Source organism: Marinomonas atlantica, assembly GCF_001639725.1.
Lineage (GTDB): Bacteria > Pseudomonadota > Gammaproteobacteria > Pseudomonadales > Marinomonadaceae > Marinomonas > Marinomonas atlantica.
In genome coordinates this window covers 69,141-91,167 of the sequence record NZ_LTAW01000001.1, presented here as the reverse complement: position 1 = coordinate 91,167, position 22,027 = coordinate 69,141, and the positions used below count along the sequence as shown (strand labels likewise).

18 protein-coding genes are annotated in these 22,027 nt (G+C 48.6%); 9 read left to right on the top strand and 9 right to left on the bottom strand.

Features of this window, described 5'->3' with window-relative positions; translation table 11 throughout:
* Nucleotides 1-19 precede the first annotated feature (19 nt).
* On the bottom strand, nt 20-1,324 hold the full coding sequence (locus tag AYW75_RS00405; protein ID WP_231886115.1) for an MATE family efflux transporter: 1,305 nt from the start codon (nt 1,322-1,324) through the stop codon (nt 20-22).
* Nucleotides 1,325-1,706: 382 nt separating this feature from the next.
* Between AYW75_RS00405 and AYW75_RS00400 the strand changes: the two genes are divergently transcribed.
* Nucleotides 1,707-1,907 carry a hypothetical protein gene (locus AYW75_RS00400; protein WP_067093820.1) on the top strand — a complete coding sequence of 67 codons (201 nt, stop codon included), beginning with the start codon at nt 1,707-1,709 and terminating at the stop codon, nt 1,905-1,907.
* Nucleotides 1,900-2,337, top strand: a complete 438-nt coding sequence (locus AYW75_RS00395) for a group II truncated hemoglobin (RefSeq protein WP_067093816.1) — start codon at nt 1,900-1,902, stop codon at nt 2,335-2,337. Before AYW75_RS00400 ends, AYW75_RS00395 begins: the two co-directional genes overlap by 8 nt.
* A gap of 20 nt (nt 2,338-2,357) precedes the next feature.
* Here the strand turns inward: AYW75_RS00395 and norR are convergent, their stop codons facing one another.
* Nucleotides 2,358-3,929 carry a nitric oxide reductase transcriptional regulator NorR gene (gene norR / locus AYW75_RS00390; RefSeq protein WP_067093813.1) on the bottom strand — a complete coding sequence of 524 codons (1,572 nt, stop codon included), beginning with the start codon at nt 3,927-3,929 and terminating at the stop codon, nt 2,358-2,360.
* Between the two features lie 231 nt (nt 3,930-4,160).
* Between norR and hmpA the strand changes: the two genes are divergently transcribed.
* Nucleotides 4,161-5,354, top strand: a complete 1,194-nt coding sequence (gene hmpA, locus AYW75_RS00385) for an NO-inducible flavohemoprotein (protein ID WP_067093810.1) — start codon at nt 4,161-4,163, stop codon at nt 5,352-5,354.
* A 116-nt stretch (nt 5,355-5,470) separates the two neighbouring features.
* Here the strand turns inward: hmpA and AYW75_RS00380 are convergent, their stop codons facing one another.
* The 4 genes from AYW75_RS00380 to AYW75_RS00365 form a co-directional block, all read right to left on the bottom strand.
* Complete coding sequence (locus AYW75_RS00380; RefSeq protein WP_067093807.1) at nt 5,471-6,628, bottom strand: GNAT family N-acetyltransferase; 1,158 nt, start codon at nt 6,626-6,628, stop codon at nt 5,471-5,473.
* A gap of 123 nt (nt 6,629-6,751) precedes the next feature.
* A complete protein-coding gene (gene aroE / locus AYW75_RS00375) occupies nt 6,752-7,552 on the bottom strand; it encodes a shikimate dehydrogenase (protein WP_067093805.1) in 801 nt (266 codons plus the stop codon).
* Nucleotides 7,553-7,591: 39 nt separating this feature from the next.
* Nucleotides 7,592-8,518 carry an oxygen-dependent coproporphyrinogen oxidase gene (gene hemF / locus AYW75_RS00370; protein WP_082856323.1) on the bottom strand — a complete coding sequence of 309 codons (927 nt, stop codon included), beginning with the start codon at nt 8,516-8,518 and terminating at the stop codon, nt 7,592-7,594.
* 85 nt (nt 8,519-8,603) lie between these two features.
* Nucleotides 8,604-9,206, bottom strand: coding sequence for a TetR/AcrR family transcriptional regulator (locus AYW75_RS00365; RefSeq protein WP_082856322.1), 603 nt, complete (start codon nt 9,204-9,206; stop codon nt 8,604-8,606).
* Between the two features lie 236 nt (nt 9,207-9,442).
* On the opposite strand from AYW75_RS00365, the gene AYW75_RS00360 reads away from it, so the two are divergent.
* From AYW75_RS00360 to AYW75_RS00350, 3 genes are read left to right on the top strand one after another with little or no spacing between them, the layout of a single operon-like run.
* The gene (locus AYW75_RS00360) at nt 9,443-10,402 is read left to right on the top strand and encodes a dihydrodipicolinate synthase family protein (RefSeq protein ID WP_067093802.1); all 960 of its coding nucleotides are present in this window, start codon (nt 9,443-9,445) and stop codon (nt 10,400-10,402) included.
* Entirely contained in the window at nt 10,393-11,343 is a 951-nt protein-coding gene (locus AYW75_RS00355; protein WP_067093798.1) for a 4-hydroxyproline epimerase, read from the top strand. The genes AYW75_RS00360 and AYW75_RS00355 overlap by 10 nt, the downstream gene beginning before the upstream one ends.
* 11 nt (nt 11,344-11,354) lie before the next feature.
* Complete coding sequence (locus AYW75_RS00350) at nt 11,355-12,374, top strand: Ldh family oxidoreductase (protein WP_067093795.1); 1,020 nt, start codon at nt 11,355-11,357, stop codon at nt 12,372-12,374.
* Nucleotides 12,375-12,443: 69 nt separating this feature from the next.
* Here the strand turns inward: AYW75_RS00350 and AYW75_RS00345 are convergent, their stop codons facing one another.
* Together AYW75_RS00345 and AYW75_RS00340 are read right to left on the bottom strand one after the other, a co-directional pair.
* On the bottom strand, nt 12,444-13,994 hold the full coding sequence (locus tag AYW75_RS00345; RefSeq protein WP_067093792.1) for an aldehyde dehydrogenase (NADP(+)): 1,551 nt from the start codon (nt 13,992-13,994) through the stop codon (nt 12,444-12,446).
* Between the two features lie 128 nt (nt 13,995-14,122).
* Nucleotides 14,123-14,791 carry a GntR family transcriptional regulator gene (locus AYW75_RS00340; RefSeq protein WP_067093789.1) on the bottom strand — a complete coding sequence of 223 codons (669 nt, stop codon included), beginning with the start codon at nt 14,789-14,791 and terminating at the stop codon, nt 14,123-14,125.
* Between the two features lie 259 nt (nt 14,792-15,050).
* Here AYW75_RS00340 and AYW75_RS00335 point away from each other — a divergent pair, with 259 nt between their 5' ends.
* A complete protein-coding gene (locus tag AYW75_RS00335) occupies nt 15,051-16,529 on the top strand; it encodes an NAD-dependent succinate-semialdehyde dehydrogenase (RefSeq protein WP_067093786.1) in 1,479 nt (492 codons plus the stop codon).
* Between the two features lie 149 nt (nt 16,530-16,678).
* Here AYW75_RS00335 and AYW75_RS00330 read toward each other — a convergent pair whose 3' ends face one another.
* Entirely contained in the window at nt 16,679-18,715 is a 2,037-nt protein-coding gene (locus tag AYW75_RS00330) for a TonB-dependent receptor (RefSeq protein ID WP_067093783.1), read from the bottom strand.
* 453 nt (nt 18,716-19,168) lie between these two features.
* On the opposite strand from AYW75_RS00330, the gene AYW75_RS00325 reads away from it, so the two are divergent.
* Together AYW75_RS00325 and gabT are read left to right on the top strand one after the other, a co-directional pair.
* Nucleotides 19,169-20,635 (top strand): NAD-dependent succinate-semialdehyde dehydrogenase, encoded by a 1,467-nt coding sequence (locus AYW75_RS00325; RefSeq protein WP_067093781.1) that lies wholly within the window; start codon nt 19,169-19,171, stop codon nt 20,633-20,635.
* 78 nt (nt 20,636-20,713) lie between these two features.
* Nucleotides 20,714-21,991, top strand: coding sequence for a 4-aminobutyrate--2-oxoglutarate transaminase (gene gabT / locus AYW75_RS00320; RefSeq protein ID WP_067093778.1), 1,278 nt, complete (start codon nt 20,714-20,716; stop codon nt 21,989-21,991).
* Nucleotides 21,992-22,027 lie beyond the last annotated feature (36 nt).

Sequence of the window (22,027 nt, the reverse complement as noted above, 5' to 3'; positions counted from 1 at the left end):
AATTATTCACGATATTGCGTTAATTAAACCAAACACCATTTTTCATATTCCGACGATAACACCACCAAAGTGTGATCGCGCGGGCGACAAAGAACACCGCCATACTGAACCATAAGCCATGATTGCCGAACCCTTGGGTGACAAACCACAATGGAAAGAAGATGCCTAGAACACTGGCGATCATGGTGTTTTGCATCTGTTTCACACTGGTCGTGCCGATGAAAATGCCATCGAGCATATACGACCAAATACCCAACAGTGGGAAAGCGATTAGCCAAGGTAGGTACAGTTTGGCGTCAGCACGAACCGATTCAACATTGGTCAGTAAATCAATGATCAGGCCGCCAAAAGCGCTAAAAATCAGCATCAAGAGTACTGCGGCGAGCAGTGCCCAATAGGTTGATAGCCGTATCACCTTTTGAAACAACGCTTTTTGCTTGCGACCGAGAGACTCGCCGCACAGGGCTTCCACAGAAAAAGCAAAGCCATCTAAAGCATTAGAGATAATCATCAGAAAGGTCAGCAATACCGCGTTGGCCGCTAGGACCGAGTCCCCCAAACGCGCCCCTTGCGCGGTAAAGAAAGTCATCACGGTAAGCAGTAAAATCGTGCGCACAAACAGATAACGGTTCACTTGTATCAATTCGATATAAGTGTGCCATTTCGATAAGTCGATTAACGGCACATGACCGTCAAAACGTCGTAATTGTTTCGCTGCGAAGAATAACGCCATCATAACGCCCAAGTAATGAGACGCTACGGTCGCCCAAGCGACGCCAACACTGGCCATGTCCCACTGATACACCGCCACGTAATCCAATATCATATTGGCAATGTTGATCACCAGCAGCATCCAAAGAGGGCCTTTAGAATATTGCACACCAAAGAACCATCCCATCAGCGCATAACCCGCCAACACGGCAGGCGCACTGTAAATTCGGGCTTCACAATAGGCTCTCGCCCAAGGCTCTAATTCAGCACTGGGTGCCATAAAGTAAATGGCAAGCTCAATGATCGGGGTTTGAAACAGAATCAGCAGCAAGCCGAGTCCCACGCCCATGGTAATGGACTGCAATAACAACGCTCGAACTTGGCGGCCATCCTCTCGGCCGAGCGCTTGCGCGGTCAGTCCGGTGGAGCCCATACGTAAAAAGCCAAACGCCCAGAATAGAAAACTAAAAATGCTCGCGCCAATGGCAACAGCACCAAGATGCACGGCCGTACCTAAATGACCCACGACCGCCGTATCCACCAATCCCAATAGAGGCGTGGTGATATTGGCGACCATCGGCGGCCAGGCCATGCGCCAAATTTTCAGGTTCAATTCACCGTCTTTTTGAAAACGTTTTATAAGGTGTTGATAAAACAATACAAGCCTCAATAATTGGTTATCTGTGGATATCCATCCATTGTGGATAAGTGGTTATTTTATGCACTGCCAAAGAAAAATATTCACTTGTGGACATAACAGCACTTTATACACAAAACAGGGAATACTAGAAAGTTTTCAACTGCAAGCCAGGCTGATAAACACCATTTATATCCACAATCCACTCTTATAATTTGTTTACCCACAAAACAAACGGTTCATATTGTATCTCTAGGCAGATATATTGACTTCTGGATAAGTGGGTGTTTTTTCCACAATTTGCTTTAAAATAGTCGGTATTTTGCTAAACTCAGCGTCGAAAATTTTGGGGAATTTTATGAAAAAAGCACTAAAACCTATTCTTGAAGGCCTCGCCGTTGGCTGTGTCTTTGTCAGCATCACCATGTTGTTTGATATTCCAATGTACATGAGTTTAGTCATTGGCGCTTTAGCGGCGTTAGGCGGTTACCGCAACTCCATCAAAATGGACAAAGCTAAAGCAGACAAAGCCGCCGCTGCGGAACAAAAAAATGACTGAAGCGACTACAACGAGCGTATACGGTGAAGGCGACGCTACCTTACAAGCAGTGGGTGGCTTAGAAGGGTTGACCAAACTGGTTCATAACTTTTACCGCATCATGGCTGAAGTGCCAACTTACCGTCCGCTGTACGACATGCACCCGCAACCCATTGAGACTTCGATTGATAAGCTCATCTTGTTTTTGCATGGTTGGTTGGGTGGTGAACGTCTGTATGCAAAGAAATACGGCCAGATTGCGCTGCCGCGTGCTCATGCCCACCTGAAGATCAGCGATCACGAACGCTTGGTTTGGCTAAACTGCATGTCGGATGCGATCAGTGATTTAGGCTACCCTGAAGACCTACGTGAATACTTAGTATCAGCATTTAGCGTTCCCGCTGGACGTATTCAACAAGTCAGCCAAGCACAACACGCCGCACAATCTTAATCCCTCTGATGAGCAGCGTATTAACTGCGCTGCTTAGTGACTTCGATCCCCAGTCGTTTTGCTAGACGCACTAAGTTCGCTCTATCCATGGACAACAAGCGTGCGGCTTGCGACCAGTTTAACTGTGATTGATCCAATGCCCTTTGAATCAAACGACGCTGATAAGCTTCTGTAACCTGTTTCAAATCGAGTGTTTCAACTGCATCCTTTTCATCCTCGCCTGTCGCGGGCGTCTCCCATAATTCAGGCTCCGCTATAAACGTATCTAAGTCACTCAAGTGTGTCACGTCAATACAGGTAATCCCTTGATTTGTATGTTGTTTGGCTAACAATGCCGCACGCGAGAGTACGTGTTCTAGCTCTCTGACATTACCTGGCCATGGATACTGCTGCAATTGTTGGCGTGCTTTTGCAGAGAGGGTAATTTGCTGTAAGCCAAACTTACGACGCAGTTGTTCGGCAAAAAAACCTGCCAACAAGAGTACATCGCCCTGACGCTCCCGCAATGGCGGCACCTTAATCGGGAACACACTTAAACGGTGGTACAAATCAGCTCGAAAACGCTTTTCGGCCACTTCTTGTTTTAAGTTACGATTGGTCGCCGCAACAATGCGAACATCGACGTACTCGACCGTGTCCTTACCCACCGCCTGAATTTCTTGGTTTTGAATGGCTCGCAGCAAGCTGCCCTGAGCTTCGAGTGGCAGCTCACCAATCTCATCCAAAAATAGGGTACCGCCATTAGCCAGCGTAAACTTGCCCGTTCGATCCCGATCCGCGCCAGTAAACGCCCCCTTCACATGGCCAAACAGCTCACTTTCAATCAAGTTTTCCGGAATGGCCGCACAATTGACGTACACCATTGGCGCTTGGGCGCGTTTCGAGAGTCGATGCATGGTTCGCGCCACCAACTCCTTGCCGACACCGGTTTCACCTTCAATCAATACCGCCAGATCGGCGGGCGCGACCAGTTCAAGATTTTGTCGAAGGGTTTGCATACTCTGACTGTTGCCAACCATATCACTGCCTTCTTTGAGCAACGCCTCCTCGTTTAACTCGACAAGTAGGTTTTGCGCATGCTTCGATTTTTGCTCAAGGCGATCCAACAGCATGGCCGTATTAAGGCTCATCGCCGCCATTGTCGCGACAATGTCCAGTGCCCGTGAATCAATGTCATCAAAGACTCCAGGGGTCATGCTGTCGAGCGTCACGACACCCAGTAGCTTCCCTTGAACATACAGAGGAATCCCCATACAAGCATGTACAGGCAGACCGTCATCGTGTCCGGCGACCATGCCATCATAAGGGTCAGGCAGTGTACTGCCGGTCGGAAAGCGTACCGGCTGATACGAGTCACAGATGGCCGCGAAGCGCGGGTGCTCAGCAATTACAAAACGACGACCCATCACATCATCCACTAAACCTTGTTGCGCCAGCGGCTGAAGGTGTTCGCCTTGATGCACAAGCAACACCACGGCATCGCTTTCAATGGTGGCACGCACCGCACGAATTAAACGCTCAAAGCGATCTTCAAGCGTGACAGAGCTGGCAAGATCTAAGGCAAAACGGAGCAGATTGTCGCTGGCAATCATAGAGTTCTCACTGGTTCAATCTTATTTATGTCATATTGACCTATTTAAATCATAATGACACATCCTTAAAAGAGTCAAAATGACATAAATCAGGTTTATCGGATTTATTAACCTTATGATTTTTAAGGAAAATTAAAACTGGCACTGTTTTCGCAATAGATCTAGGTAATTGTTATGAAAATTGCTCAGTCAATCGAGCTTATTACCTTAAGCGTTCTTAGGAGCCTATTTATGTTATCGCAAACTCACATCGACACCGTCAAAGCCACTATCCCAGTCTTAGCGTCTGCTGGTACGGCTATCACCGAACATTTTTACAAGCGTATGTTCACACACAACCCTGAGCTTAAAGACGTGTTCAATATGTCGCATCAAGCCACTGGCCGCCAGCCAGCGGCTTTGTTTAATGCCATTGCCGCTTACGCGACACACATCGATAACTTAGAAGTATTGACGGGCGCCGTGATGCGTATCGCTCATAAACATACCAGTTTTAACATTCAGCCTAATCAATACCCAATCGTGGGTCATCACCTTATCGAAACGCTGCGTGAGCTACTGGGTGACGCGTTCACACCTGAGATCGAAGAAGCTTGGGGCGCAGCTTACCAACAGCTGGCGGATCTGTTTATACAGATTGAAGGTGATTTATACAAAGCCAATGCAGCAAAGCAGGGTGGTTGGGACGAATTCCGTACTTTCCGCGTTGCCAAAAAGCACCCTGAATCTGAGTTGGTGACAAGTTTTGTGCTCGAGCCAACGGATGGCGGTGCGGTGGTCGATTACGTACCTGGCCAATACTTGGGCATTAAGTTACACCCAAGCAATCACGAATTCGATGAAATCCGTCAGTACAGCCTTTCTACGGCCCCGAATGGCAAAAGCTACCGCATTAGCGTGAAACGCGAGCTGAGCGATGTGAAAAATGGTGTGGTATCGAACTATCTACATGAAAGTGTTCAAGAAGGCGATGAAGTTGCATTAATGCCTCCAGCCGGTGACTTCCATTACCAAGAGCGTGAACGTCCAGTCGTTCTGATCTCAGCGGGGGTGGGCTTAACCCCAATGAATTCAATGCTGGATACGCTGGCGGCACAAGGCAGTAAAAACCCTATTTTCTACCTACACGCATGCCGTAACCCACAACAACACTCATTCGCCGAACATGTTGCCAGCTTAGCAGACACGTTAGCACTGACTTACTACACTTGGTATGAAACCGATGCGCCAGAGAATGCTGACCATGTATTAGCCGGCCAAATGCAACTGGCGCAAGTCGCTGAAGTACTGCCGCTAGCAGAGGGTGACTTCTACTTATGTGGTCCTGTGGGCTTTATGATGTTCGCCAAAGAACAGCTGCTAAGCCTTGGTGTAAGCGATGATCGCATCCATTACGAAGTATTTGGACCGCATCAAAGCTTTTAAAGGCTTACCCCATCCTAACCTTCCCCTTAAAGAAACAAGGGGAAGGAACGCAAGATATCTCAGGTCTGATGGTCTTTGCTCCTCCCCCTTATTAAGGGGGAGGCCGGGAGGGGGTTTTAACCCTGCTTAAATGGCAATAACGCGTGGGTATCTTGATGGTAGCCACGCACGGCTTCGGCTTCTTCTTTGCAGAAGTTGCCAATCGCATCACGAAAGCCTGGGTTGTCGATGTAGTGAACGCTGTGGCTAAACACTGGTTCAAAGCCGCGGGCGATTTTGTGTTCCCCTTGGGTACCAGGATCAAAATGCTGTAACCCTTTTTCGATGCAGAACTCGATGCCTTGGTAGTAACAGGCTTCGAAGTGCAAGCAGTCAAATTCCTCGATACAGCCCCAATAACGGCCATAAAGTGAGTGATCGTCGAAGAAACACCACGACGCGCCGACAGCTTCATCACCTTTATAAGCCAATACCAATAAGATTTGATCCGCCATGGTATCGACCAATTGCTGGAAGAAGGCTTCGGTTAAATAACCTGTCTGACCGCGTTTGGCATAGGTACTCTGATAGCAAGTATAAAAGAACTGTATCTCTTCTGAGGTTAATTCCGAACCCAATTTACGGGTTAAATGCAGACCTTGTTGAGCAATCTTATCACGCTCTTTTCGGGCGCTTTTACGTTTGCGGCTGGAGAAATGGCTAAAGTAGTCCTCCATGGACTGGTAGCCCTTGTTAAACCAATGGAACTGACAGGAGACACGATGTAAGTATTCATCAGATTGCCCTAAGTGTTTGGCAAGATGCTCGCGACAAAACAGTAAGTGCCAGCTGGAGAACTGACGATCTTGGTTGGCTTGCGTCAATAACGGCGCCAGCGCTGCATACATAGACACGTATTCTTCAGAGCGGCCATTCGGATCTAGATGCGTAAACAGGCGAGGACCTGTCACAGGCGAATAGGGTACCGCCCAAATGCGCTTGGGATAATAGGGGTAACCGTAGCGCTCATAGGCTTCGGCCCATGACCAATCAAACACAAATTCGCCTTGCGAGTGCGTTTTCAAAAACGTTGGTGCGATCGCAACTGGGCTTTCATCGTCTTCCATCACCAGCAGGTATTCTGGATACCAACCGGTACCATCGCCCAAGCAGTTGTGCGCTTCTAATGCTTGATAAAAGGCGTACTGGGCAAATGGATAAGAGGTGTCACCAATGGCTGCTTGCCAACGCTCAAAGCCAAAATCCGCTACCGATGCAAACCATTGTGCTTTCATAGGACCTCTCTTCATTACAGAGTATTCGTTATCGTCTTCGAGCCAGCTCAACAGCACATCCCTGTGCCCTTTTAGTCCGTGCGAGGAGATCTTATGATCTTAGGAATCACCGATTAGACTGATCTACATCTCAGCGCGAAGCTTCTCAATCACGGGGGCTTGTTCTGGGCGTTTATGAAGCCATAAAAAGAACGCTTCTGCGGCTTGCCCGACTAACATACCGAGCCCGTCCGCACCTTGCGCACCACGGGCAAAGGCCCATTGCATAAAGACAGTCGGTTCAGCACCGTACACCATATCGTACACCCAGGTTTTATCGCTCACGAGGCTGTCTTTTAGTGGCGGTAGTTCGCCCCCTAAGCTGGCCGATGAGCCATTGATAATGACATCAAACGGCCCTTCAAGATCCTCATAGCTTGAGTAATCGCAATTAAACTGCAATGCCAACTCTTCCGCCTTGGTAACCGTACGGTTCGCAATGGTAATGATGTCGGGATTTTGCGCCATCATTGGACCCAATACTCCGCGTACCGCACCGCCTGCGCCCAACACCAAGATACGTTTATCTTTGAGCGGTTGCTCAAGTACTTTGACAATGTCTCGTACCATGCCAGCGCCATCGGTGTTGTCACCGTATAACTCACCGTTTTTGCCCATCATCAAGGTGTTCACTGCACCGGCTTGTTCGGCGCGCTTACTCAGCTTGTCACACATATCAAAAGCACGCTGTTTAAACGGTACGGTGACATTTAAGCCTAGGCCGCCGTCAGCAAAGAAGTCACGCACTTGCTGCTCGAAGCCTTCTATGTCGCCCAGAATTTTAGTGTAATTCACGGACAATTCTGTTTGTGCGGCAAAAGCATGATGAATATCTGGAGACTTGCTGTGTTCTATTGGATTACCAATTACTGCGAGCTGTTCCACTGTACACCCCAATCATTGATCTAGTTATGCTTATGAAAATTAGGCGCGACCTAGCCAATCGCGACCCGTTAAGTAGTAATCCGTTAATGCAGCTTCTGGGCTGCCTGCTTCTGGCTCATAGCCGTAAGTCCATTTCACTTCTGGTGGCAAAGACATCAGTATTGATTCTGTGCGCCCCGCGCCACTTTGCAAACCAAAGTGCGTGCCACGGTCAAATACTAAGTTAAATTCTACATAGCGACCACGACGATGTAATTGAAAATCGCGTTCATGTTCGCCAAATGGCGTATTTTGATGTTTCGCTAAGATCGGTTCGTACGCTTCAATGTAGCCATCGCCGACGGCTTGCATGAGAGCAAAGCTTTCATCGAACGGTAACTCATTGAAATCATCAAAGAAAAGACCACCAATGCCGCGGTGCTCTTGGCGATGTTTTAGGAAGAAATACTCGTCACACCACGCTTTAAAACGGTCGTAATAGTCTTCACCAAACGGTGCTAACGAGTCGAACGCTTGTTGGTGCCATTGGATACAGTCTGCATCATCACCATAATAAGGGGTCAGATCAAAACCACCACCAAACCACCAAACAGGGTCTAAGCCTTCTTTGTGAACAACGAATAAACGGACATTGGCGTGCGATGTAGGGGCGTAAGGGTTGCGCGGATGAATAACAAGCGACACGCCCATAGCTTCAAAGCTACCACCGGCCAGTTCTGGACGATCGGCCGTGGCAGACGGCGGGAGCTTATCACCACGAACGTGGGAAAAGTTAACGCCGCCTTTTTCGATCACTTCACCTGACAGCACTCGAGTACGGCCCATGCCACCGGTGTCACGCTGCCACGCATCTTCATGGAAACGAGCACTGGGTTCAAATACTTCCAGACGCTGACAAATGCGATCTTGCAGGCCCATCAAATACGCTTTGACAGCGTTGATCTTATCCTCGGTTAATGCACTCACAATTTAGCTCCAATCCGTATGACATCAATTGAAACTATTCTAGCATTGTTCAGAGCGCACACTGAACGCTCTCGCTAAGATAAGATTAAATGCGATCAACAAGGTTACGCCATGGGGCAACCGCTTGTTCAAAGCACTCTGACTGACCGGTAGCACGTACCAGCACCGAGGCGCCATGCATGCTGGCCAAGATCTGGCTGGCATATTGGCGGGACTCTTCGGTCGGCATCCATTCTTTTTTCATATAGGAAATAACCGTAGCAAGCCAATCGTATTTCATTTCATAAAATTCAGACATGGCTTCCAGCGTTGCCTCGTCGAGTAGAGTTTTTTCCACCGCTAAGACCGTACAAAGGCTGACGTACTCTTCGTCAATCACTCGCAGCTTGAAATCGTCGATAAACTTATTCAGTGCTTTTTGCGCGGCTTGACGTTTTTTCTTCGGTAATACCAAACGCTCGGCGTAATCATCCCTATAGCGACGCATAACCGCTGTGCATAGGTCACCCTTCGTTGGGAAATGATAATGTACGCTGGCACTTTTTATACCTACTACAGCCGCTAGATCACGAAAGCTCATGGCTTTGTAACCTTGCTTTAGCATCGCCTCAAGTGCTGCATCAAGAATCGCTATCTTGGTCGTATTAACCGCTTTGTTTGGCGCTTCCAACTTTGACTTCATATCCATCGTGCGTATCCATGTTTAAAACTAATCAATTGATAGGTTTATTTTTAACCTATCACTACATCAGACGCTATAGGCAAATATGGAGAGACTGTTTAAAAAGAAATGTAATCTCCGTTTCGCTATCAATTAGTTACTTTTGTACTATTTTCGCTGCAATAAGACTGTCATTTATATTGACGTACTTTAAAAGATAATTGTATTTTGGATACAAAATACAATTATCCAAGGAGCTCGCTATGAATACACAAGTCTTTCACGGTGTCATACCGGCGTTGATGACGCCTTGCCAATCCGATCGAACTCCAGATTTTGATGCATTAGTCGAGAAAGGTCATGAGATGATCGCGGCAGGTATGTCGGCCGTGGTGTATTGTGGCTCGATGGGCGACTGGCCATTGTTAAGCGATGCTCAGCGCATGGAAGGAGTGGAGCGCTTGGTTCAAGCGGGCATTCCAGTGATTGTTGGAACCGGTGCGATTAATACGCAATCCGCCGTCGCACACGCTGCCCATGCTGAGAAAGTCGGTGCAGCGGGACTGATGGTGATTCCACGAGTACTGTCCCGAGGTAGCGTGATTGCGGCGCAAAGACATCATTTCAAAGCGATTTTAAACGCAGCTCCAAGCATTCCGGCCATTATTTACAACAGCCCTGTCTATGGTTTCGCGACCAAAGCCGATTTGTTCTTCAGTTTACGTGCAGAGCACCCTAATTTAGTAGGTTTCAAAGAATTTGGTGGCGACGCAGACTTACGCTATGCGGCAGAAAACATCACCTCGCAAGATAACGATGTTTTGTTAATGGTGGGCGTGGATACTGCGGTTTACCACGGTTTTGTGAACTGCGGGGCCGTGGGTGCGATCACTGGTATTGGCACAGCACTGCCGAAAGAGGTCCTACTGTTGGCTCATTTGTCTCGTAAAGCCGCTCAAGGCCATGCGGAGGCCCGCCTACGTGCAAAAGAGTTAGAAGAAGCCATGGGGGTGCTCGCCAGTTTCGACGAAGGTCCAGAACTGGTCTTATTCTTTAAATACTTACTGGAACTTAACGGAGAACAAGCCTATCGCCTACACTTTAACGCAACAGATGAGCTGAACAGCGCGCAAAAACATTACTGCGAACAGCAATATGCACTGTTTAAAGCGTGGTTCAAGAATTGGTTCAAACAAGGTGGGGTAATCAAGGAATGCTGGTAATCGACAGTCATACGGAAGGTGAGCCTACGCGCGTCATAATAGAAGGTGGACCAGATCTTGGTAAGGGGACACTTGCTCAACAAGCGCAAAAATTAGCAACAGATTATCAAGACTTTTATCGTTCTTTGGTCGTTGAGCCTTATGGTCAAGAAGCCATGGTGGGTGCGTTATTAGTGGAACCAAACGACCCAAGCTGCGTGGCTGGAGTCATCTACTTTGATGCAGCAGCGGTCATTGGAATGTGTGGCCATGGCACTATTGGCGTTGCCGCAACCCTCGCACACATGGGAAAAATAGGCGTCGGTAGCCATCGTCTTGAAACGCCAGTGGGCATCGTTGAAGTGACCTTAAGCGATGCCAATACTGTAACGGTGCAAAATATTCCCAGCTACCGTTTTCAAAAAGGTATCGCTCTGGATGTTGCCGAAGTAGGCACGGTGATCGGCGATGTGGCCTACGGTGGTAACTGGTTTTTCATCGTTGATCAAAGCCCCGTGACTGTACACCCGAACAATATTCGCCAATTAACAGAAGCCAGTATCAAGGTTCGCGACGCTCTGTATGCCAAAGGGATAGAGGGCGAAGAGGGCGGCGTTATTGACCATATTATCTTTTATGGGCCAGCGTTAGATCCTGCCCATCACAGCCGAAATTTCGTGCTATGCCCTGACAATGCTTATGACCGCTCGCCATGCGGTACTGGTAGCTCGGCGCGCTTAGCCTGCTTAGCCGCTGATCAATTACTGGCACCTAAGAGTGAGATTTATCAAGAAAGCATCATTGGCAGCGGCTACACTTTAAGCTATCAATTTACCTCACCCGATCATTCTAGCGGTGCAATTATACCGCGTATCACTGGACAAGCCTTTATGACGCGCGAGTCGAAAATAATGGATAACCTTAAGGATCCGTTGCGCAAAGGCGCAAGTAAGCCCCAATAATAGGAATGACTATGAGCGAGCAAATCACTTTATCATTGGATGATATCCGTACATTAAGTGAATCGATTCTATTGAGTAATGGTTTTAACCAAGCCCATGCCAGTGCTATCACGGACATTATCTACACCAATCAAATCGGCGATTGCCACTCTCACGGTTTGTACCGCTTATTTATGTGCGTCGAAAGTATCCGCTCTGGACGCGTTGACGGCACTGCCGCACCAACCATCATAGATGCAGCACCCGCGGTAGTTCGCGCCAATGCCAATGACGGTGTCTCGTTACTAGCGATGCAAGCAGCCATGCCATTGCTGATCGAAAAAGCCAAAATAAACGGCATCGCAGCCTTAGCCATCAACCGTTGTTTTCATTTCTCCGCTTTATGGCCAGAAGTAGAAAAGCTGTCCGAAGCCGGTTTAGCAGGGATGGCCATGCTGCCGAGTCATGCCTGGGTAGCACCGGCGGGGGGCCGTCGTGGTTTGTTAGGCACTAATCCGTTTGCTTTCAGCTGGCCACGTCAAGGCAAATCACCGTTTACCTTTGATTTTGCCACCAGCCAGTTCGCAAGGGGGGAAATTGAATTGTACCGTCGTGCTGGCAAAGCGTTACCTGAAGGTGTGGCGATCGATAAAGAGGGGCAGCCCACCACCAATGCTGAAGCCGCAATGGACGGTGCCATGCTGACTTTTGGTGGACATAAGGGCTCGGCACTGTCTTTGATGATTGAATTGATGGCTGGGCCTTTGATCGATGATTTGACCAGCAAAGAAAGCATGGACTTTGCCGAAGGCAAACCTGAAGCGCCGTATCATGGCGAAATCATTTTAGCGTTCGACCCAAATCTACTAAGCGGTGGACGCGCACTGGAAAACAATGATCGCGCTGAACGTTTATTTGCCGACGTCATTGATCAGGGTGCGCGCTTGCCTTCTCAACGTCGACAAGCAGCTCAAGCGTATAACCTTGCGCGCCAAGCGGTTGAGATCCCTAAAACACTGTACGACGATTTGTTGGCGTTGAAACAAACCTAGTCGCTTTCAACAAAAGCGGATCTAAGGCTCAAAACGGCACGCTAGCGTGCCGTTTTTTTTTGGTAAACGCTACATAAAGTCATCGTCCATCAGCGGTGCGAACATTAGGTCCTCTGGCAGCAAGGCACTAGGGATGTCTTGATAGCATACGGGGCGCAAGAAGCGTCTAATCGCTAGAGTACCAACAGACGTCGCGCCAAAGTTAGTCGACGCAGGGTAAGGACCGCCATGTACCATGCTGTCACATACTTCAACCCCTGTAGGGAAGCTATTGGCCAGCACACGGCCAGCCTTGCGCACCAAGGTTGGCATAAGTCGCTTTGCTTCTTCATGGTCCGCATCATCCACGTGCAGTGTGACCGTCAGCTGACCTTCCAGTTGCTGGGCAATCTGCTCAAACTCGGACAAGGAGTCGGCGACAACCACAATGCCTAATGGGCCAAATACTTCATGCGATAAGCTGTCATCTGCTAACCATTGCTGAGCCGTGGTTATATACAAATATGGCGTAGCAGAACGGCCCTCGCAGTCGGTCGCTAAGATTTCTTGGGTATTGTTATTAGTGGCAATGCGCTGCTGGCCTGCACGATATGCTTCAGCAATGTCGTCGGTTAACATGGTCTGAGTGGGTACATATGACAACGCAGCACTGGTTTTGGTAACAAACTCTTCGGCTTCACTGCCAGCTACAACTACCGCTACGCCGGGGTTGGTACAGAATTGACCTGCGCCCATGCAAAGGGAGTTGGCCCAGCCTTGTGCCAACTCGCCACCTCGCTTCGCTAATGCATTAGGGTAGAGAAACATGGGGTTAATTGATCCTAGCTCGCCAAAAAATGGTATTGGCTCAGGACGTTGCGCACAAAGATCGTAGAGCGCACGACCACCGCGTAAGGAGCCGGTGAACCCCACTGCTTTGATCAATGGGTGTGTCACCAGCGCTTCGCCCATGGCAAAACTTTCACCGCTGTCTTGGATGAAGCTAAAAACACCGGCTGGCATGTCACACTTCTCAATCGCGGCATGAATCGCTTCGGCCACTATTTCCCCAGTACCGGGGTGAGCAGGGTGACCTTTGACGACAACCGGACAACCCGCGGCCAGCGCCGATGCCGTATCACCGCCTGCAGTTGAAAATGCCAACGGAAAGTTGGACGCGCCAAACACCGCCACAGGGCCAATCGGCACTTGCATCATTTTAAGATCGGCGCGGGGTAGCGGTTGGCGATTGGGTAAAGGTGAATCAAAACGGCGATCTAAATACATGCCATCAAGAATATGTTCGGCAAACATACGTAATTGACCACAAGTACGGCCTCGTTCACCCTGCAAACGCGCTTCCGGCAATCCCGTTTCGCTGGTACCAATAGCGGTAATCGCATCGGCTCTGGCATCGATTTCATCAGCAATGGTGTTTAAAAATTTTGCGCGATCCAGTCGGTTCTTTTCGTTGTAAGCATTAAACGCCTCTTCAGCGGCTTGCACCGCAACCTTGACGTCTTCGATTCGGCCTTTGGAGTAAGAATGCGCACTGCCACTGGCGGGGGAGGACAGAAAATAGTCCTGTGTATCGACCCACTGTCCAGCAATGAGATGTTTACCGTGAGGTTTGAACGTCATAGAGCACTCCGTTTTCCAAACAATGAAACTGTATTTTGTATCCAATTTCATTGTTGATGAAATAACGCTATGACACAAGGGAAGTCTTTTAATTTGGTGCGCTAGACCACCATACTGTCGACTTTACTCTATGCAGATTCTCGTTTTTCCTGCACCCAGTCTAATACCTGCTGTTTGGTATTAATCAAATGGGTACGTAGCATCTCTGTCGCACTCACCACATCTCGTGCTCGAGCAAACTCTAACAAAGACTGATGGTCTGAGCGGGCTTTATGGTTGGTAATATCAATGTGCAACCCAACGTAGCGACTGGCTTGCAAGGTCACACGCTCTAACAACGCTTCGGTCAAATGGCGACCCGCCGCTCGGTATAAACATTGATGAAAAAGTGTGTTTAAAGGCCCCCATTGTGCGACGTCACTTTTTTCATAGGAAGCATCCATGTCTTCGAGCAGTGCTGCGCACTCGGTAAAATCTTGTTCTGTCATCTTAGGGATGGCGTGCTGAAATAGAGCCACTTCTAATTGGATGCGTAAATCAAAGATCTCGGCGATTTCGTCCAAAGTATGCTTGGTGACCGTGGCACCTCGATGATTTTGAAACACTACTAAACCTTCTGCGTCTAAACGCTTTAAGGCTTCACGAACTGGCATGCGAGAGACATCGTATTCTTGCGCGAGTAATTCTTGGCGAATCAAAGCCCCTTCTTCTAAATCGCCAGAGAGAATACGTTGGCGTAGATCCGCAACAATCACATCAGGCAGGCTTTGTCTTACAACTGCACGCTTTGGGGCCAAAAGGTGTCTCCTTTGATTATCAATTTGACAGGTCATTTGCCGATTATACCTAATATTACGTCGAACAACGCTAGTGTTCTGATCGGGCGTCATCGCCATATTTACTCTTTTCTTCATTATGGTTTCATTTTTCTTAAGCAAATACTGCCCTAATAAAACGCTATATTGAAACTAACCGTAGGAATTGATCCTGCAAAAGCCATTAAGTGTTCGAGCCAAAAGCTTGAGCGCAAAACCTCACTATGAGTCTGGAGTAATGATGAACATGACACTCGCACAACCAAACTTATTGAGAAACCAATCCTACATCAATGGCCAATGGGTCTCAGCAGATTCAGGTAAGACTTTTGCCGTGACGAATCCAGCTAATGGCGAGACCATTGCAGATCTTGCCGACTGTGGTGCTGACGAAACGACACGCGCCATTGACGCCGCTGATGCAGCACTTAAGTCTTGGCAGCGAAAAACAGCTAAAGAGCGTTCCCTTATTTTACGTAAGTGGCATCAACTTATCTTGGACAACCAAGATGACTTAGGTAAGTTGATGACTCTTGAACAGGGCAAGCCGTTAGCTGAAGCGAAAGGCGAGATCTTGTATGGGGCTTCTTTCATAGATTGGTTTGCCGATGAAGCGCGTCGTATTTATGGCGATGTTATTCCGACCTTTGCTGAAGGTAAGCGAGTACTTACTATTAAACAGCCTGTTGGAGTGGTTGCTACGATTACTCCGTGGAACTTTCCGAATGCGATGATCGCGCGTAAAATTGCGCCCGCATTAGCCGCTGGTTGTACCGTGGTCGCTCGCCCATCTAAAGAGACGCCTTTGAGTGCGTTGGCACTGGCTGAATTGGCCCACCAAGCAGGCGTACCTGAGGGTGTCCTCAATATCATCGTCGGCAGTAGTTCAAAAGATGTGGGTGGCGTGATGACGAGCCACCCAACCGTACGCAAGCTGAGCTTCACTGGCTCAACGCCTGTCGGTAAGGCACTTCAGTCACAATGTTCTGACACCGTAAAACGCACATCAATGGAGCTAGGTGGTAATGCCCCGTTTATTGTCTTTGACGATGCTGACATCGATGCTGCGCTAGATGGTTTGATGGGCTGTAAGTTCCGTAACGCTGGCCAAGTGTGTATCAGCGCCAACCGTATCCTAGTACAAGACGGCATCTACGATGAGTTTGCCGACAAGCTGACTAAACGCGTTGCTGAGCTAAAAACAGGCAATGGCCTTGAAGAAGGCGTTAAAGTGGGCCCTTTGATTAATAAAGGCGCCGTAGAGAAGGTAGTCGAATTGGTCGATGACGCCGTGAAGAAGGGCGCACAAGTGACTGTCGGCGGACATGATTCTGAGCAAGGTGACGAGCGCTACTATCAGCCCACCGTATTGACCAATGTAACCGACGATATGGATGTGTTTTCCACCGAGATCTTTGGTCCCGTTGCCGCACTCTACCGTTTCAAAACAGAAGACGAGGCGATTGAACGTGCTAACAATACCCCATTTGGCTTAGCATCTTACTTCTATTCCCAAGGGTTTAGCCGTATTTGGCGTGTTTCAGAAGCCTTAGAGTACGGCATGGTCGGCGTTAATGAAGGTGGTATCTCTACCGAAGTCGCCCCGTTTGGCGGTATCAAAGAGTCAGGTAGCGGTCGCGAAGGCTCGAAGTATGGCATTGAAGACTACGTCGAAATCAAATATCTGTGTATGGGCGGTATACAAGAAGACGCTAAATAAGTGCCACGTCTATCCCATAATAAGAAGACGAGCCAATTGGCTCGCCTTCTTATATAGATCCCATTTACCACCGACCCTTCGCTGACGATTTGTCACGACTAGTCATGATGTAAAACCGATACTTTTGTTAACAAAGAATTGAACAGACATTAAAGCTCGTAGTGATAACTCACCATAAACTCTGCTGGAGCGCCGTAACCGATTGAGTTCACACCCGATGTGCCGTTGGTGGAACCTAGGTAATACTCTTCATCGAATAGGTTGTAGGCGTTTAGTTGGATACGATGTTTGCCAACATGGTAAGACGCCATAGCGTCTACGAGGGTGTAATCCCCTAGGGCAACGGCTTCGTTGTTACCCGCGAAGCGATCCCCCACATATTTAACGCTCCCCCCAAAACGCCATGCCTTGTCTAGCTGATAGGTGGCACCTAATGCCGCCAAATGGTCGGAAACATCATTAGGTTTTTTACCCGTATCGCGATCCTCTGCATCCATATAGGTGTAGCTTGCGGTGGCACTCAATTGCTCGGTGATCTGACCGCGCATTTCTAATTCAATCCCTTGATGACGGGCACGGCTTTTATCGACAATAAAGCCATCCGCATCGGTGCTTGGCTGTTCTTGGTCAATTTGGAACACCGCGGCGTTAAGCATCAAGGCATCGTCTAGCACGTAGGCTTTGGCCCCCACTTCGAGCAATTCCGTGGAGAAGAATTCCGCTTGGGTTGGGCTGACAAAGCTGCCGCCATAAGGCAACTGCCATGATTTAGCCAAGGTCGTGTAAGCGGACATGTCGTCGTTCAAACGATACACCGCCCCCAGACGATAGCTGGTTTTATTGTCATCATTGCTGCTGTTCACGCCAGCCGCCGTGGTTTGGTCCAACTTCATACGGTCTTGGCGTACATTTCCTGTGAACGACCAATCTCCCACCGTAATCATATCCTGCAAATATAGGCCTAGGGTTTTGGTGGTGTTTTCACGGAAGGCGGGGAAGCCTGGATTGGGCGCGTTAGTCGCAATAGGATTGTAGATATCTTTCGTCGGTAAATTCGTACGCGCCAGATTGAGGTCAATATCAATCTGATTGTAATCTGTGCCAAACAACAATTGATGGTTATTCAGTTGCCACTCCAGCTCCGATTGCAGTGTCTGCGTGGTACGTGGGTCATAACCAAAGGTATTCACGGTTTGTGCCACCTCATTTGTATCTGAAACAGGCGCAGTAGACTGTCTTGTACCTCTTTGTTCCAGCGTCACACGGTTGTAAACCGCGCGGTTATGCCAAGTGATCTCTGGTGTCAGCGTCAACTCATCTTCAATGGCGATGCGCACACTGTCGGATTCTTGGTAATCATTAAGACTGCCGAAGTAAGTACTCCTTGGCACCGCAACAGGTTTGCCATCTTTGGATGGAATACCACGGTAGGGCGCTAGCTCTTGATGCATAAACTCTAAATCAAGGTTTACCACATGGCTTTCAGACGGATTAAATTGCAACGATGGGGCAATAAAATAGTCTTCTGAATCCACATGATCGACAAACGAATTAGACTGTCGAATCTCGGCATTGATACGACCATTGACGGTATCCGTCAGCTGAGTTGAGCTGTCTATAGAACCAGTCACCTGATCATGGCTGCCATAGCTCGTACCTAAGCGTGTAAATTCATCTCCATTGGCACGTTTGGTGACAAGGTTAATAATCCCACCCGCTGAACCACGACCATACAACGCACCAGCTGGGCCTTTTACTACCTCAACTTGCTCAACATTGGCCAAGCTGCGATAGGACTGTAAATTGCCATCGTCTCTTAAACCATCGCGATACACGTCTCGAATCGCATCAAAACCACGAATCACAAACTGATCACGACTGCCTTCTCCTAGGGTATTGTTGACCCCTGCGACGCCGTCCAAGGCATCCACCATACGCACCGCACCACGGTCTTCCATTTCAGTATTCGTCACCACCGATACGGACTGTGGCACCTCTAGCCATTCAGCATCGGACTTGCTACCCGATGTTGGCAGCTCCTGAGCGTATCCCTTGTAATCTTGAATCATGATTGGATTCATCATATTTTGGCGATCAGAAATAGGGGCTTCCTGCGCGCCATGCGCAGCCGATGAAACAGCGATTACTGCCGTAAGAGGCGTCACTAAAAACGTTTTTATTTCCATTACGAATGGCTTCCAAGTGTATACCTGTAAAGCGTTGCGAAAATCGCAACATCTTGTTTTCATAATAGAAATGAAACCACACTCAATAATCATTATCAATTAAAAACAAATATCATTTGCATTTAAATCAATCAGTCTTTCGCTTTAAAAACAGACAAACGCTAAACACGCCCTTTTGATGCTATCGAAAAAATACCTGGCTATACATTGGTCAACTTTATGGCTAAATTGCAATTTGAATGTCTCGTCCCATCACTATTTACCGGTTTAAAAAACGCGGCCGTGTATCACTAACCTTGTCCTTAACGCAGTAGCGATTTCTAATGTTTGAATAACATCAAACAAAGCATTGATAGCTTCCCATTTTTCCAATCCTATTGTTCTCCTACTATCCAATCATTACGGACAAATAGTGTCCGAACACACATACCTCATTATGAGTCTGGAGTTATTATGCAAGTAACATTAGCTCAACCAAACCTACTGAAAAGCCAATCATTCGTGAACGGTGAGTGGGTTGCGGCTGATTCTGGTAAAACCTTCGCAGTGATCAACCCTGCAACGGGTGAACACATTGTTGATGTAGCAGATGTTGCGGCAGACGAGACAACGCGTGCTGTCGAAGCGGCGAATGCGGCGCAAAAAGCATGGCAAGGTAAAACAGCAAAAGAACGTGCGATGTTACTACGCAAGTGGAATCAGCTGATTCTTGATAACCAAGAAGACCTGGCTAAGCTAATGACTCTAGAGCAGGGCAAACCGTTTGCTGAAGCGAAAGGCGAAGTGCTGTACGGCGCGTCGTTCATCGATTGGTTTGCCGACGAAGCACGTCGTTTATACGGTGAAGTGATCCCATCTTTCGCCAATGACAAACGTGTTCTAACCATCAAGCAAGGGGTGGGCGTTGTTGCAGCGATCACGCCTTGGAACTTCCCAATTGCCATGATTACGCGTAAAGCCGGTCCTGCACTTGCAGCGGGCTGTACGATCGTTATCAAACCATCAGAAGAAACACCTCTGTGTGCCTTGGCGCTTGCCGAGTTGGCGCATCAGGCGGGCATCCCAGCGGGTGTTCTGAACGTGGTAGTGGGTACCGACGCTAAGGCGATAGGCGGCGTACTGACTGGCAATCCTATCGTGCGTAAATTGAGCTTTACTGGCTCAACACCAGTAGGAAAACTACTACTCTCTCAATGCGCACAAACGGTAAAACGCACCTCCATGGAGCTAGGTGGCAACGCACCTTTCATCGTATTCGATGACGCTGACCTTGATGCAGCGGTAGAAGGCGCGATTGCTTCCAAATACCGCAACGCCGGCCAAACGTGTGTATGTGCCAACCGTATTCTTGTTCAAGACGGTGTTTACGATGCCTTTGCTGAGAAATTGGCAAAACGTGTTGCGGAATTTAAAACCGGTAACGGTTTTGCAGACGGCGTAAACATCGGTCCTTTGATCAACAAAGCAGCGGTTAACAAAGTAGAAGAACTTGTCAATGCAGCAATCAGCCAAGGCGCGAAAGCGTTAGTTGGCGGGGCAAAAGCCACTCAAGCCGGCGAGCAGTTCTTTGAGCCAACGATTCTTACGGGTGTGACCGATGACATGGCGATTTTCTCAAGCGAGATCTTTGGCCCAGTCGCACCACTGTTCCGTTTTAGTACAGAAGAAGAAGCTGTTGAGATGGCAAACAATACCCCATTTGGTTTGGCATCTTACTTCTATTCCCAAAATATCGGCCGTATTTGGCGCGTTTCCGAAGCGTTGGAATACGGCATGGTCGGTGTTAACGAAGGCATTATCTCCAGCGAAGTTGCGCCATTTGGTGGTGTGAAAGAGTCTGGCAGTGGCCGTGAGGGTTCCAAGTACGGTATCGACGAGTACGTGGAAATTAAATACCTATGCATGGGCGGCATTCACTAAGCCAACCTTTCGCAACAGACGACACGTTAGAGTGCGCTCCAGCGTGTCTGCTTTCTAATTTCAGAGAGAACAAGACAAATGACAAACGCTAGCTTACAAGAACGCAAAGTAAACGCCATCGCACGTGGCCAAGGCAACATGGCTCCTGTGTATGTAGACCGTGCCCTAAACGCTGAAATTTGGGACGTTGAAGGCAACCGTCACATCGACTTCGGTGCGGGTATCGCAGTAGTGAACACGGGCCACAACCACCCGAAAGTGAAAGCCGCAGTCCAAGCACAAGTTGAGCGCTTCACCCACACGTGTGTCATGGTGAGCCCATACGAGTCAGCCGTTGCTCTTGCAGAAAAACTAAACGCTGCCGCACCTGGTAACACACCGAAGAAATCTATCTTCGTAACGACGGGTGCAGAAGCGGTTGAAAACTGTGTGAAAATCGCACGTGCTTACACGGGTCGTCCGGGCATCATCGCGTTCAACGGTGGCTTCCATGGCCGTACCAACATGACCATGGGTCTAACAGGTAAAGTAAACCCTTACAAAATTGGCTTTGGTCCATTCCCAAGCGACATTTTCCACGTGCCATACCCAAATGAATACCTAGGCATTACTGAAGAGCAAGCACTTGCTGACCTGCAAATGCGTTTTACGTGTGACATTGAGGCGTCTAAAGTGGCGGCGGTCATCATCGAGCCTGTTCAAGGCGAAGGTGGTTTCTACATGGCGTCAGCAAGCTTCCTACAAAAGCTACGTGCGGTATGTGATGAGCATGGCATTCTGTTAATTATGGATGAAATCCAAGCAGGTTTCGCCCGTACTGGTACGATGTTCTGCCACGAACAATCTGGCGTCGAAGCGGATCTTATGACGGCAGCAAAAGGCATCGCAGGTGGTTTCCCTATCGCAGCTGTAGTGGGTAAAGCAGACATCATGGACGCGCCAATTCCTGGTGGTCTTGGCGGTACGTACGGCGGTTCTCCAGTAGGTTGTGCAGCGGGGCTTGCAGTATTCGACGTGATCGAAGAAGAAAACCTATGTGAACGTGCTAACCAAGTGGGTGCGCGCTTTGTTGAGCACCTAAAAGGTCTGCAAGCGGACTACCCACAAATCATTGGCGACGTGCGTAACGCTGGCGCCATGATCGCAGTTGAATTCGTTCACGACGGTGACGTAACTAAGCCATACCCAGAGCTAGCGAAAGGCCTATCGGCAAAAGCCGCTGAAAATGGTCTAGTACTGCTTTCTTGTGGTATCCGCGGTAACGTTATCCGCTTCCTACCAGCATTAACGATTGAAATGGACATCATTGACGAAGGCATGGAAATCTTCAAGCGCTGCTTCGAAGAGCTTGCTTAACATTTGAGTTTCAACGGATTTGTCCACCTAGACTTC